This is a genomic window from Burkholderia sp. WSM2232 (assembly GCF_000472545.1).
In the GTDB taxonomy this organism is placed as follows: Bacteria; Pseudomonadota; Gammaproteobacteria; order Burkholderiales; family Burkholderiaceae; genus Paraburkholderia.
Map to the genome: position 1 here is coordinate 1 of NZ_AWZV01000023.1, position 14009 is coordinate 14009.

The following is a 14009-nucleotide window of genomic DNA, read 5'->3' on the forward strand; positions in this document are numbered from 1 at the left end:
TACCGGAGGATGCTCGATCAACGTGGCCTGACCCAGAGTATGTCGCGCAAGGCAAACTGCCACGACAACGCAGCGATAGAAAGCTTCTTTGGCACCCTTAAGTCGGAGTTCTTCCGCCTGAACAGGTTCGAAAGCATCGATGCACTGAAGGCCGGCATCAAACAGTACATCCACTACTACAACCACAAGCGCATCAAGCTGAAATTGAAAGGGCTGAGTCCCGTGATGTACAGAACTCAGCCCTCAACAGCCTAGCCGACCAAACTGTCCAACTTTACGGGGTCAGTTCACCTTTGGGCGCCGTTTTTTTTCGCAGATTCGCTGGGAAGGCGAGGGATCACACGACTACCGACGACAAACTCAGGCCTCATTGAAGGCTGCGAACAATCGATCCCAGCAAGCTCCTGATTCAATGACCGTCCGCGCGCCCGACACAATCGCACATAATGTTCGCGCCATCGCCCCCTGAAAAGAGGGGGGCGAATTGCCCGCCCAAGTGAGTATCGTTATATTCGCCGTACTGCGTGGCACGCCGTACTGCGCGGCACGAACGGCTATCCGGACTTGGGCCGTGATCCGCCGCGGGGTAATGGCTGGCGTTTGGAACTATCGTCCGCTAGACGGTAGTCAACGGGCCTGCTATTTACGTTTTGCTGGTTGGGCATACCAACCGAGCCCATGTCGGCTCTTTCTGAAGAAGGGAGCGATTGTGAACACCCAGAAGAAACTTATTGTTGCCGGCGTTTGCGCATTACTGACCGTTGCCAGCGTGGCGCATGCCGGTGCTGTCGCGCCGTCGCCTGGCTGGAACGAGGCGATGCCAGTCGGTCCCGATACGAGTGTCCGGGTCACCGAGAGCTACGCCCGGATGGTTGCGCGCGACACTTACTTCTGGGCTTGGCCGATGGTCAACATCTACAACCGCCGGCTTGCGTTCAAGCAGGCGCCCAAAGTCGGTTTGATGAACGGCACGCTTCCCTACGCGCCGCTGAATCGGCTTGCCATGTTGCACGACTACATTCAGCCGGAGCAGCGCTGGGTTGCCTGTCCCAATCAGGACGTCGCTTACGGCGCGGGTATTGCAGCGTTGGACGAGACGCCCGTCGTCGTGCAGATTCCTGATTTTGGAACCCGCTTCTGGGTTTATCAGATCGTGAATACGCGAACCGACAGCTTCGCGCAGTTAGGCTCAATGTACGGCACGCGACCGGGATTCTATCTGCTGGTCGGCCCAGACTGGAAGGGCAAGGTCCCGGCCGGTATTACGAAAGTATTCCGGTCCAGCACCAACACGGCCTTCGTGGTCCCGCGGGTGTTCATGGACGACACTGCGGAGGACCGCGTCGCCATTCAGCCTGCGCTTGCCGGGATCGACATCTACCCATTGTCGGAATTCGACGGCAAGCCCAAGCGGCGCGACTGGAGCAATTTACCTGCGCTCAAGTCGCCAACCGGAGATGACAGCTCCGGCGAGACCAAATGGGTCCTGCCAGAGAAGTTCTTCGACGAATTGCCCCTCGTGTTGAAGGACTCGCCACCATTGCCGGGCGAAGAAGCACGCTACGCGCAAATCAATGCGGTACTCGCCGCAGCGAAAGATGACCCCGCGCTCAAGCGCGCGATGATTGACGAGGCCGTCAAGACCGAGCACGAGCTCATCGACCCGCTCCTGCAGTTCCGCAACTGGGGCCGGCCAGCGGGCAATCACTGGAGCTCGACCGCCAACAACGCCTCTTTCGGCACGGACTACTTCACTCGCACGGCGGTGGCCAAGTCGAACATACTCGTCAATGCGCAGACAGAGACCAAGTACCTGTACCAGGACCTGGATGCCAACGGCCAGCGGCTCTCCGGTGCGAATCGCTACGTGGTCACTTTTCCCAAAGGCCAGACGCCGCCCGTCGACGGCTTCTGGTCGCTGACCCTGTACGACGAGGCTCATTTTTTTGTGCCGAACCGCCTTAAGCGTTACTCGCTCGGCACCAAGAACCGGAACCTGAAGCTCAATGCAGACGGCTCGCTGACCATCTACGTGCAGGCAGATTCACCCGGTGCCGACCGGGAGACGAACTGGCTCCCGGCACCGGCCGGCGCACCGTTTTCGCTATACCTGCGAGCCTATTGGCCCAAGACGGGGATCGTCGACGGCTCGTGGGCTCCGCCACCCGTGTTGCTTGCCCGGTAATCGCACACAGGGTCGAGCGTCGTCCTAGGTCTGCGGTGTCACCACGTTCGCAGGCTTGCGTCGGCCCGCCATTGGTGTTGCGCAAGATAGCCTGGCATCCGGCGCGCTCAGCAAGCTCTTCCCGCCGAACCGCTCACTCCGAAATCAGCTTCAACCCGGCAGGCAGCGATTCGCCGAACACGCGCCCTTCGTCCGCATTGTCGAGCTCGATGATTTCGCCGACCATCGCAATCCACGCGCGCGGCGCGTTGGTCGCTTCGAGCCTGCGTATCACAGCTTCGCGCGTCTCGTCCGGCAGATCGCGCGAACGGTCGCCTGTCATGCGTGCAATCTGCACGGCGGCAAACGCGGCCGGGTCGACCTTCTTCCAGTCGAGCGCAAGTATCGCATCGAGCCACCTGCTCGCGACCTCGGGCGGCACGACGTTATGCGCGCTGCCATAAAACGGCTGGCGCGCGCCGATCCGTCCGACAGCCCACCAGGTCTGGTGATTTTCGGCAGGCTTTTGCAAACGCGCGAGCACGGACTCGCCGAGCTCGACCTTGCGCTCCACGGGAATACGTTCGAGCGACGCGCTCAGGCGAACCATATCGGCAATACCGGTTTTCGACACGTCGAACGGCAGCTTGTGACGCGACTGCGCCGCTGCTTGCAGATACGTCATCGCGTCGAGCACGCGCAACTGCGCAGTTTCGTCGAGGCCGCCTGCGGCGCGGCGCCACAGCGTCCACCATTCCGACCAGACCTGGCTTTCCTGGACGTACTGAATACCGTCGTCGAACAGCGACCACAGTTGCTCGACGCGCCATTCGTCGAGCGGGTAGCCAAAGCCCGGGCGCACGCAGTAGCCGGCCAGATTCAGCCAGAGCCGCTCGTGGTCCGCGGAGCGTCGGCGGCGCTTCGCGCGTTCCCATAGCGCGCCGAACAGTTCCCGCAGTAGCGCGCTGTTCCACGTCTCGCGCGGGCCGAGCAGATGTTCGAGCTGCGAGCGCAGGCGCCTGATTTCCTTTTTATCGACGTTTTGCGAGCGCGCACCGAACGACCGGTCGATGTGTTCGATGGCTTCGTCGAGCCGCGCATGCCGCGCGCTGGCCGCATCGTCCGCGACAGTCACATGCGCGTGCTCGCGCCGCAGCTGGACTTCGAGTAGCCAACGCTCGGCGGGATTGTCCCGGTCGATGCAGTGCACTTCGAGCGTGCCGACCTCGGTGAGCGAGGTGGCGATGCGCACCGCTCGCTCGCGGGCATTGCCCGCACCGCGCGGCGCAACGATGGTGGCGATGGGCGGCAGGCGCACGAAGTCGCCGCTCGAAAGGTCCGCGAGCTCGCCGGGCGCATACACCGTGTCCGCGCTCGACGACACGAGGTGAAAGCGCACCGGATGCCCGAGCCGCAGTGCAAACGTGCGTTCCGCGATCAGGATTTCGTGGCCTTCCTCGGTGCCGCGCGGCAGCAGGCAGATGCCGCGTTGCGCAGGGGGGCCATTGTCCGCCTTGTGCTGTTCGTGCTGTTCCTGCGGTTGGTGCGGTTCGTGCGAGTGGTGCTGTCTATGCGGTTCGTGCGGTTCCTGGCTGCCCCGCGCCGGTTCGTCCAGTACGAGAAAGTAGCTGCGCGGCGAGCCGCCGCCGATTCGCGGCGCGCCGCCCGCGCGCGCGAGGCTGTAGGCGACGGCCCCGCGCGCGACGGCGACGTCGGGATTGTCGTTATGCAGCACGTTGAGCGGCTCGCCGCGCCACGCGCCCAACGTCTCGGCGAGTCGCTGCTGCAGCGGCTGCGCACGGAACACGCCGCCGTTCAGCAGCAGCGTGTCGGGCACGGGAAGGGGCGGCGGTGCGTCGCTCGCGGCCCCAAGGCTCCCCGCAGCGCTGGACGATGTGGAAGAGGCCGCAGCCCCCGCCGCGTGGCCATGCCCGGTACCGCTCGCGCTCCCATCGCCAACGTCTGCGCCCAGCGCCTTGCGCGATTGCGCGTCGAACCGGCTCAGAAAAGCCGCGATATGGCGCGTGACGGCGGCGTCCGTCGCATAGGGCAGACCGAATTCGACAAGCGCGCCGCGCGGCCTGCCAGGCCGCTCATGCGACCCGACCACCGGAAAGAATCCGTCGACGATCACGCGCTCCACTTCTTCGCGCGTGATCCGGGCGCTGCGCGCGCCGCCGACCAGCTTCGAGCCCGCGCCAAGCAGCGTGATCGCCGCAGACTCGGGCGCGTCGGCTCCGAGCAACTGTTCCTTCGCAGCCCGGCAGCGCTCGACCAGTTGCGACAGGCTGGCCGCCGACAAACGGGCACGCTCGCCGCCGCCCGCGAGCCGCGCTTCGACCAGATGCGCGAGCGCGAGGTCCATGTTGTCGCCGCCCAGCATCAAATGGTTGCCCACGCCGATACGCGTGAGCTGTGGCTCGCCATCGGCCATGCTCACTTCGATGAGCGTGAGGTCCGTGGTGCCGCCGCCCACGTCGCAAATCAGCACGAGGCGCGTATGAGCGAGTTCTTCGGCAAGGCGTTCGCGATGGTGAAACAACCAGTCGTAAAAGGCCGCCTGCGGTTCTTCGAGCAGGCGCAACGCGGGCAGCCCGGCCATGCGCGCCGCCTCGACGGTGAGGGCGCGCGCGCCTTCGTCGAACGAGGCGGGCACCGTGAGCACCACGTCCTGATGTTCGAGCGGCGCCTCGGCAAAGCGCTGATTCCATGCCGCACGCACATGCGCGAGATAGCTCGCGCTGGCTTCGACGGGCGAGACCTTGTGGACGTCGTCGGCGGCGCCCCAGGGCAGGATCGGCGCGACGCGGTCGACGGACGCATGCGAGAGCCAGCTTTTCGCGCTGGTCACGAGGCGGCCGGGCACCTGCGCACCGAGCACCCGTGCAAGTCTTCCAATGACGGCAGGCGCTGCCTCGGCAGCGCCTTGGGCCGGCGCGCCGGACATTCCCGCGCCTGGCCCCGAACCGCTTGCGCGGCCAGCGTGCGCGGGCGCTGCGGCGGCACCTTGCGCCGCGCTCCACGGCAACAGCAGATCAGCTGGATCGAGCTCGCCCGGCGCCGGGTGATACCGCACCGAGGGCAGCAGCGGCCGTTCGGCAACTTCGCCGGGACTGACGAGCTGGTCGATGCCGAAGACGCGAATCTCCCGCGCCCCGGCCTCGGCATACGCGAGCACCGTGTTGCTGGTGCCGAGGTCGATGCCGACGCAGTACCGCTTCATGTCAGTCATGCATTGACGCTGCCGCGCACGTCGAATTCGACTTTCCAGCGCTCGTCCGTGCCGCGGGGCACGGCTTCGAGTTCGAGCGTGCCCGCTTCGGTCACGCGCGCGTGCAGCTTCACGGGGACCACTTCGCCGGCCGTGCGGCCCGACGCAGGCAGGGTCGCCTGAATTTCTTCAAGCTCCTGAAGTTCGTCGGGCCCCCAGAAGTCGAGCAGCGTGCCCACCTGATCGTGACGCCGCACCGACGAGCCGAAAAAGCGGAAGTGCACCGGCTCGCCGACCACCAGCCCGAACTCCTGCGCGGGCAGCTCGGCTTCGGTGCCTTCTTCCATGCCGAACGGTGCGACGCACAGCGCCTGAATGGGCGGCTCCATGCCGGGCACGGCCGGCATCGCCGATTCGATCGCGATGTAGTAGGCCCGCGCGGTGCCGCCGCGAATTCGCACGCCCTGGCCGCGCCGCACGTAGCCGTAATAGGCGGCGCCGCGCGCGACGGCCAGATCGAGATCGGCGCCTTCGAGCAGACGCGCCGGCGCCGCGCCTTCCGCGGCAAGCCAGCCGTTGAGCGTGCCCATGATGCGCTCGACGAGCAGCGCCGACTTGAACACGCCGCCGTTGAACAGCACCGCCGTGGGATGCAGGAAGCTCGCTTCGTGCGCCGACGCTTCGGCCGCGACGGGACGCAGTCCTTCGAGATCGGCGAGCGCGCCGACCTGCTTGCCGAGAAACGCCGCCAGATGCCGCGTGATACCCGCGTCCTGCGCATACGGCAAGCCGAGCTGCGTGAGGCCGGCGCGCGTGCGGCTCACCGGACGCGCGGCGCTTTCCACCTGTGGGAAAAAGCCTTCGAGAATTGTCTGTGTCAACTCGGCGCGCGTGAGTTCCGTGCGAATCGATCCGCCGATCAGCTTCGAGCCGCGGCTCGGCACGATGAGCGGCACGGTGTCGGTGGCCGGGTCGCTCAGCAGCGTTTCTTTCGCCGAGCGGCAAGCATAGGTGAGTGCGCGCAACTGCCACGCGTCGGCCTGGGTGCCTTGCGCGGCCAGCTTGCGTGCGACCACGTGCGCGAGCGCGAGGTCCATGTTGTCGCCGCCGAGCAGAATGTGTTCGCCGACCGCCACCCGATGCAGTTCGAGATTGCCCTCGCGCTCCACCACCGCGATCAGCGAGAGGTCGGTCGTGCCGCCGCCCACGTCCACCACGAGGATGATGTCGCCCACCTTGACCTGCTTGCGCCATTGGCCGCCGCTCTTCTGGATCCAGCTATACAGCGCGGCTTGCGGTTCTTCCAGCAGCGTCATGCGGCCGTAGCCCGCTGCCTCGGCGGCTTCCGCCGTCAGCTCGCGCGCGGCCGGGTCGAACGACGCGGGAATCGTCACCGTGATGTCCTGGTCGCGAAACGGCGCGTCCGGATGCGCGTGGTCCCACGCTTCGCGCAGGTGGGTGAGATAGCGCACCGAGCTTTCGAGCGGCGAGACGCGCGCGACTTCGGGCGGCGCATCGTTCGGCAGGATCGCCGCGCGCCGGTCCACGCCCGGATGGCACAGCCAGCTCTTCGCGCTGGAAACGAGCCGGATCGGCGTCGCCGCGCCGCGGCTGCGGGCAAACTCGCCGACCGCGAAGTCGCGCTCGCCGGTCCACGGCAAATGCAGATCGCCGGCGCTGAGTTCGTCCGGATGCGGCAGATACAGGAACGAGGGCAGCAGATCGAGATCGGCAATCGCGCCGGGGCCGCTCAACTGGGCGATGGGCAGCACGGCGAGCGTGGTCCTCTCGCCGTCGCTGGCGCTGGTGTCGACATAGGACAGCGCACAGTGCGTCGTGCCCAGGTCGATGCCGATCGAATAACGCGCGCCGCTCATAGCTCCACCTCGGCCGGCGCAATCACCTTCGCGTTGTGGGTTTCGGCGAGCCTCGGCAGCCGCACTTCGTCGACACGCCAGCCACGGTGGCTGATGTTGCCGACAAACGGCGCCTTGCCGACGACATTGCCCGTCAGGCGGATCGCGCTTGCGTCGAAACCTTCCTGCAGCGTTACGCGGCTGCCTTCGGCTTCGTCGCGCACCGGACGGATCGTGAAGTGCTCGCGCAGCGTCGCGCGGCAGCCTTCGTGCACGAGGCGCGCGGCGGCGCCGATATCGGCGTCGCTGAAATGCCTGATTTCTTCCTCGACGAAGTCGATGAAGCGCGCGTCGCGTTGCAACAGACCCAGCAGTTGCAATGCGGCATCCGGGCTCGCCTCTTTGAGTACCGGCGCGGGTGCGGCGGTCGGTGCGGGGGCGGGTGCTGACGAGGGTGCCGGCGCTTGCGTCGCGGTGTGCGCAGGCGCGGCGCCGTCACGCACGCGCAGTACCGCGGCGGCGAAGTCGCCGTCGCCGAGAATGCGGAAAAAGGCGCCGACAGCCAGCGAGATCCTGCCGAGGAAGGATGGGTTCGAATCGTTCATCAATGCTCCTGAGATGCTCTGTTAGAGGACGAGCTGTCCTGTGTCCGGAGCGGGCGCGCGAGGTCGATAGCCACGGCGCCCGCGTGCAATACGCATGAGGCCAGAACCAGTGTTGCCGTCAGCAACGGCGCAGTGCGCCGCCACGAGCGGCGCGAGGCGCGCGCAAACCCGTATTTTGCCTTGTGACGCGCCCGCTGAGGGCAAACCCGCACATTCTCGCGCGCGAACGCGGGGAGATTGGCGGCGACGAGCGGCCTTGCCGGGCGCCGCCAGGCGTTTTGTGAACTTTACATCGCGATTTCACATCGCTTATCACAGCGGGCAGCCCGCCGCGCGCGCCTTCAGCGCGAAATGTGAGGATTTACCCGTAGACGATGTGATAATCCTCTCAAAGCGGAGTAGCATACGACTCACTCATTCGCCGGCCGTTGTCGTGCCATGTGCTCATTCCGGACGTCTCATGCCTGATTCTTTCCCGTCGTCATCGGTCGTCGCGCTGCGCGGCGGGCCGCTCGTTCATCCGGTGCGCAACCCCGGCATGCCGTTCGACGCCGCGTGGCTCGACGGCTTGCGCGTCAATCAGTCGGCCGTCGAGCGGCGCTGCGCCACCCTGACCACGCGCCGCACCGTCAAGAAAGATGCGCAGGCCGCGTGGCTGCTGAAAGCCGTCACCTGCATCGATCTCACCACGCTCAGCGGCGACGACACCGAGGGCCGCGTGCGGCGTCTGTGCGCCAAGGCGCGCCAGCCGGTGCGCGCGGACCTTCTGGACGCGCTCGGCATGGGCTCGGAGCGCATTGCCACGGGCGCGGTGTGTGTGTACCACCGGTTCGTCGCCGCCGCCGTGGATGCGCTCGAAGGCAGCGGCATACCCGTGGCGGCAGTGTCCACGGGTTTTCCGGCCGGCTTGATTCCGCATCCGCTCAAGCTCAAGGAGATCGAGGCTTCGGTCGCGGACGGCGCGGCGGAAATCGATATCGTCGTCACGCGCGAACATGTGCTGACCGGCAACTGGCAGGCGCTCTACGACGAAGTGCGCGAGTTCCGCGCGGCCTGCGGCCCCGCTCATCTGAAGGCGATTCTGGCGACCGGCGATATCCGCACGCTGTCGAACGTGGCGCGCGCGTCGATGGTCTGCATGATGGCCGGCGCCGACTTCATCAAGACGTCGACGGGCAAGGAGGGCGTGAACGCGACGCTCGACGTTTCGCTCGTGATGGTGCGCATGATCCGCGAATATCAGGAGCGCACCGGCGTCGCGATCGGTTTCAAGCCCGCGGGCGGCGTGTCGAGCGCCAAGTCGGTGCTCGCGTATCAGATCCTGATGAAGGAAGAGCTCGGCCGGGCGTGGCTCGAACCGGCGCTCCTGCGCATTGGCGCGTCGAGCCTGCTCGCCGATATCGAGCGGCAACTCGAACACCACGTGAGCGGCCGTTATTCCGCTTTCAACCGTCACCCCGTAGCCTGAAAACAGACCAACCCATGAGCGTAGCGGAGTATTTTTCTTCGATGGAGTACGGCCCCGCGTCGGAAGACGACCAGCCCGCGCGTGCATGGCTCGCGCAGCATGACGCGCGCTTTGGGCATTTCATCGGCGGTGCGTGGCATGCGCCGGCCAGCGGCGCGCGGTTCGTGTCCCACGCGCCGGCAAGCGGCGAGCGGCTCGCCGAGATCGCGCTGGGCGACGCTGCGGACATCGACGCGGCGGTCGCCGCTGCGCGCGCCGCCCAGCCGGGGTGGGCAGCGCTCGGCGGCGCGGCACGCGCGCGGCACCTGTATGCGCTTGCGCGCATGGTGCAGCGGCACAGCCGGCTCTTCGCGGTGCTCGAAGCGCTGGACAACGGCAAGCCGATTCGCGAGACGCGCGATATCGACGTGCCGCTCGTCGCGCGCCACCTGCTGCATCACGCGGGCTGGGCGCAGTTGCAGGACAGCGAGTTCGCGGACTACGCACCGCTTGGTGTGATAGGCCAGATCGTGCCGTGGAATTTTCCGCTGCTGATGCTCGCGTGGAAGATCGCGCCGGCTATCGCAACCGGCAATTGCGTGGTGCTGAAGCCTGCCGAGTACACGCCGCTCACCGCCTTGTTGTTCGCGGAGCTCGCGCATCGCGCCGGGCTGCCCGCGGGCGTGCTCAATGTGGTGACCGGCGACGGCACGACGGGCGCGGCGCTCGTCGAACATCCGCAGGTCGACAAGATTGCGTTCACCGGCTCCACTGAAGTCGGCAAGCAAATCCGCTCGGTCACGGCGGGCTCCGGCAAATCGCTGACGCTCGAGCTCGGAGGCAAGTCCCCATTCATCGTATTTGACGACGCGGATCTCGACGCCGCCGTCGAAGGCGTGGTCGACGCGATCTGGTTCAACCAGGGGCAGGTTTGCTGCGCGGGGTCGCGCCTTCTCGTGCAGGAAGGCGTCGAAGCGCGTTTCATCGCGAAGCTCAAGCGCCGCATGGCGAGCCTGCGCGTGGGGCCGTCGCTCGACAAGAACATCGACATGGGCGCGGTCGTCGATACAGTGCAACTGGAGCGGATCCGCTCGCTTGTCGAAAGCGGACGGCGCGAAGGCTGCACCGTCTGGCAGGCCGAAGAATGCGCGTTGCCCGCCGCTGGCTGTTTCTATCCGCCCACGCTCGTGACGAACGTTGCGCCCGCATCCATTCTTGCGCAGCAGGAAATCTTCGGGCCGGTGCTCGTGACGATGAGCTTTCGCACGCCCGACGAAGCCATCGCGCTTGCCAACAATTCCCGCTACGGGCTCGCCGCCAGCGTATGGAGCGAGACCATCGGCCGGGCGCTCGACGTCGCGCCGCGGCTCGCGTCGGGCGTCGTGTGGATCAATGCGACGAATCTGTTCGACGCGGCGGTCGGCTTCGGCGGCTACCGCGAGTCGGGCTACGGACGCGAGGGCGGACGTGAGGGCATTTACGAATATCTGAAACCGCGCGCGTGGCTCAATCTTCCGAAGCGCCGCACGGTGGACGCCACGCAGCAGACAAGCCAGCGCACGCAGTTAGCGCATGACGCGCCGAACATCGTGTCGATCGACCGCACGGCCAAGCTGTTCATAGGCGGCAAGCAGGTGCGGCCCGACAGCGGCTATTCGCTGACGGTGCATGCGCCGGACGGCACGCCGGTCGGCGAAGTGGGCGCGGGCAATCGCAAGGACATTCGCAACGCGGTGGAAGCGGCGCGCGCGGCGCACAAGTGGTCGCAGGCGAGCACGCATAACCGGGCGCAGGTGCTGTTCTATCTTGCGGAAAACCTGGCGGTGCGCGCGGACGAATTCGCGCAGCGGCTCTGCATGCGCAATGGCGCTGCGCCCGAAGCGGCGCGTGCCGAAGTGCAAGCGTCGGTCACACGACTCTTCGCTTACGCGGCGTGGGCCGACAAGTTCGACGGCGCCGTGCATACGCCGCCGCTGCGCGGTGTCGCCCTTGCCATGCACGAACCGCTTGGCGTGATCGGCATTGCGTGTCCGGACGAAGCGCCGTTGCTGGCTTTCGTTTCACTCGTGGCCCCCGCGCTTGCGATGGGTAATCGCGTGGTGGTGCTGCCGGGCGAGGCGGGGGCGCTCACGGCGACCGATTTCTATCAGGTCGCCGAGACGTCCGACGTACCCGGCGGCGTGGTCAACATCGTCACGGGCGCGCGCGCCGGTTTGCTGCCGGCGCTGGCGAGCCACGACGATGTGGATGCCGTCTGGTGTTTCGGCAACGCGGCGGACTCCGCGCTTGTCGAGCGTCTGTCGGTCGGCAACCTGAAGCGCACCTTCACCGACTACGGAAAGCAGTTCGACTGGTTCGGCCGTGCAAGCGAAGGCAGGCCGTTCCTGCGTGAGGCGGTGCAAGTGAAGAACATCTGGATACCGTACGGAGATTGACCGAGCAGCAGCGAATGCACGTCAATCAAAACATGGAGGAGACAACGTGCCGAACAATCTGGACTTCTTGCCGTTGACGAACGCGGGGCATCCGCGCGCGCCGGGCTGCCACGCGATGCGCGCCGCGCGCGGAGGGCTCGGGTCATGAGCGCACAGCAGCAGGCGGGCGGACGTGTCGTCATTCTCGGCATCTACGTGACGGACCTGACCTTTCGCGCGGCGCGCATGCCGTTGATCGGCGAGACCATTGCGGGCTCGGCATTCGCGATGGGGCCCGGCGGCAAGGGCTCGAATCAGGCGGTGGCTGCAGCACGTGCCGGTGCCGAAGTGGTGTTCTGCACGCGCATCGGCGACGACGCGTTCGGCTCCATCGCGCAGGCAACGTGGGTGCGCGAAGGCATCACGGCACGCGCGTCGGTGTTGCGCGGCGTCGCGACGGGTGCGGCCCATATCTTCGTCGACGACACCACCGGCATGAACGCAATCATCGTCGCGGCGGGCGCGGCGGGCACGCTTGGCGCCGCCGACGTGGACGCGATAGAAGCCGACATTGCGAGCGCGCGCGTGTTCGTCACGCAACTGGAGCAGCCGCTCGCGGCCGCGCGGCGCGGCCTGGAAGTGGCGCGCAAGCATGGCGTCGTCACGGTGTTCAATCCCGCGCCCGCCATGCCGCTCGACGACGACATGTTCCCGCTGTGCGACTACATCACGCCGAACGAAAGCGAGGCGGCTGCGCTCACCGGCGTGCCCATCGCGAATGTCGACGATGCGCGCCGCGCAGCCGACGTGCTGCTCGCCAAGGGCGTTGGCGCGGTGATCGTCACGCTTGGCGAAGGCGGCGCATTGCTGCATGACGCAACCCAGTCGGTCTGGCTGCCCGCGTTTCGCTGCGGCGCCGTGGTGGAAACGGCGGGCGCGGGCGACGGCTTCACCGGCGGCTTTGCGGCCGCACTCGCACGGGGCGACGATCCGGTCTCGGCGATGCGCTTTGGCTGCGCGCTCGCGGGCATCTCGGTCACGCGCGCGGGCACGGCGCCTTCCATGCCGACGCTCGCCGAAATCAACCAGGTGTTGAGCGAGTACAGCGAGTCCGGTCAGGCCGCGCAGGTGTCGTAAGGCGCTCGGGCAGTTCCGGGTTCGCGCAGTGCGGTGTCGTCGCGCGCTAACGTGCAGTACAGTGCAATGCAGTGTCAGGAGATCATGAGCGCCATGAAGTCTTCGTTTGCTGCGGGAAAACTTTTTGCCGACCGGCAACTGAATTTCCTTCTGATCGTCAACGTGCTCGTCGTGCTGGTTGCGACGTGGCTCTCGCACGGCCAGTTCGTGGACATCGACAACCTACAGTCGATGGGCGGCCAGCTTCCCGAACTCGGTCTGCTCGCGCTCGGCATCATGCTTTCGATGGTGTCGGGAAACGGCGGCATCGACCTCTCCGGTGTCGGGCTCGCGAATCTCTCGGGCATGGTTGCGGCCATCGTGGTGCCGCGCTTCGTCAACGCTGACGAAGCGCCGCTGCTGTACACGTCGCTCTTTTGCGCGATCGTGCTCACCATGGGTTTGCTGGGCGGCCTGCTCAACGGTGTCGTGATCGCGCGCCTCAGGCTCACGCCGATTCTTTGCACGCTCGGCACGCAACTGCTTTTCACCGGCTTCGCGGTGGTAATCAGCAACGGCGCCTCAGTACATGTCGATTATGTCGAGCCACTGTCGGACATCGGCAACGGCACGGTGTTGCAGGTGCCGATTGCGTTCTGCATCTTCATTGCCGCGGTGATTCTGCTCGGCTGGCTGTTAAGGCGCAGCCCCTTCGGCCTGCGTCTCTATCTGATGGGCACGAATCCGAAGGCTGCGTTCTATGCCGGCATTCCGCGCGCACGCATGCTCATTACGACTTACGCGATTTGCGGCGTGCTCGCGTCGCTCGCCGGTCTGATCAGCGCGACTCATACGTCGAGCGCGAAATGGGACTATGGCAACTCGTATCTGCTGATCGCGATCCTCATCGCGGTGATGGGCGGCGTCAATCCCGCGGGTGGTTATGGACGCATCGTCTGCGTGTTTTTCGCGGCCACGGTGCTGCAGTTTCTGTCGAGCCTCTTCAATCTGCTCGGCGTCTCGCAGTTTTTCGGCGACTGCGCGTGGGGCTTTTTGCTGCTCCTGTCGCTGGCGTTTGCGGGCGGCGAACGCTTGCGCGCGATTTTCGGCTTCGGCGGCGGTGGGGCAAGCCCGACGACCGGCCCGGCAGCGGGAAGCGCCGCTGGCGCTAACGGCGGTGCACGCAAGCCATAGCG

At 66.2% G+C, this 14009-nt stretch carries 9 protein-coding genes; 6 read left to right on the forward strand and 3 right to left on the reverse strand.

Going from position 1 to position 14009, the window contains the following annotated elements; translation table 11 throughout:
* A partial coding sequence (locus F757_RS0120775) for an IS3 family transposase (RefSeq protein ID WP_027213072.1) occupies positions 1–255 on the forward strand: 255 nt, incomplete at its 5' end.
* 454 nt (positions 256–709) lie between these two features.
* Positions 710–2185: a DUF1254 domain-containing protein gene (locus tag F757_RS0120780; protein ID WP_027213073.1), complete on the forward strand. Its 1476-nt coding sequence runs from the start codon at positions 710–712 to the stop codon at positions 2183–2185.
* 133 nt (positions 2186–2318) lie between these two features.
* Here F757_RS0120780 and F757_RS0120785 read toward each other — a convergent pair whose 3' ends face one another.
* The 3 genes from F757_RS0120785 to F757_RS0120795 are packed head-to-tail and all read right to left on the reverse strand — an operon-like array spanning position 2319 to position 7836.
* Positions 2319–5396 (reverse strand): Hsp70 family protein, encoded by a 3078-nt coding sequence (locus tag F757_RS0120785; protein ID WP_027213074.1) that lies wholly within the window; start codon positions 5394–5396, stop codon positions 2319–2321.
* Positions 5393–7252: an Hsp70 family protein gene (locus F757_RS0120790; protein ID WP_027213075.1), complete on the reverse strand. Its 1860-nt coding sequence runs from the start codon at positions 7250–7252 to the stop codon at positions 5393–5395. The genes F757_RS0120785 and F757_RS0120790 overlap by 4 nt, the downstream gene beginning before the upstream one ends.
* Positions 7249–7836 carry a DUF2760 domain-containing protein gene (locus tag F757_RS0120795; RefSeq protein WP_027213076.1) on the reverse strand — a complete coding sequence of 196 codons (588 nt, stop codon included), beginning with the start codon at positions 7834–7836 and terminating at the stop codon, positions 7249–7251. The genes F757_RS0120790 and F757_RS0120795 overlap by 4 nt, the downstream gene beginning before the upstream one ends.
* Positions 7837–8296: 460 nt before the next feature.
* Between F757_RS0120795 and deoC the strand changes: the two genes are divergently transcribed.
* The 4 genes from deoC (at position 8297) to F757_RS33900 (ending at position 14007) form a co-directional block, all read left to right on the forward strand.
* A complete protein-coding gene (gene deoC / locus F757_RS0120800) occupies positions 8297–9304 on the forward strand; it encodes a deoxyribose-phosphate aldolase (protein WP_027213077.1) in 1008 nt (335 codons plus the stop codon).
* Positions 9305–9318: 14 nt separating this feature from the next.
* Positions 9319–11718: an aldehyde dehydrogenase family protein gene (locus F757_RS0120805; protein WP_027213078.1), complete on the forward strand. Its 2400-nt coding sequence runs from the start codon at positions 9319–9321 to the stop codon at positions 11716–11718.
* Between the two features lie 144 nt (positions 11719–11862).
* Complete coding sequence (locus F757_RS0120810; protein ID WP_027213079.1) at positions 11863–12834, forward strand: ribokinase; 972 nt, start codon at positions 11863–11865, stop codon at positions 12832–12834.
* A gap of 93 nt (positions 12835–12927) precedes the next feature.
* Complete coding sequence (locus tag F757_RS33900) at positions 12928–14007, forward strand: ABC transporter permease (protein ID WP_035467289.1); 1080 nt, start codon at positions 12928–12930, stop codon at positions 14005–14007.
* Positions 14008–14009: the final 2 nt, after the last annotated feature.

Excerpts from the sequence above, each read along its gene's own strand:
- F757_RS0120785 (WP_027213074.1), bottom strand. The coding sequence starts at position 5,396 with ATGACTGACATGAAGCGGTACTGCGTCGGCATCGACCTCGGCACCAGC.
- F757_RS0120790 (WP_027213075.1), bottom strand. The coding sequence starts at position 7,252 with ATGAGCGGCGCGCGTTATTCGATCGGCATCGACCTGGGCACGACGCAC.
- F757_RS0120795 (WP_027213076.1), bottom strand. The coding sequence starts at position 7,836 with ATGAACGATTCGAACCCATCCTTCCTCGGCAGGATCTCGCTGGCTGTC.
- deoC (WP_027213077.1), top strand. The coding sequence starts at position 8,297 with ATGCCTGATTCTTTCCCGTCGTCATCGGTCGTCGCGCTGCGCGGCGGG.
- F757_RS0120805 (WP_027213078.1), top strand. The coding sequence starts at position 9,319 with ATGAGCGTAGCGGAGTATTTTTCTTCGATGGAGTACGGCCCCGCGTCG.
- F757_RS0120810 (WP_027213079.1), top strand. The coding sequence starts at position 11,863 with ATGAGCGCACAGCAGCAGGCGGGCGGACGTGTCGTCATTCTCGGCATC.
- F757_RS33900 (WP_035467289.1), top strand. The coding sequence starts at position 12,928 with ATGAAGTCTTCGTTTGCTGCGGGAAAACTTTTTGCCGACCGGCAACTG.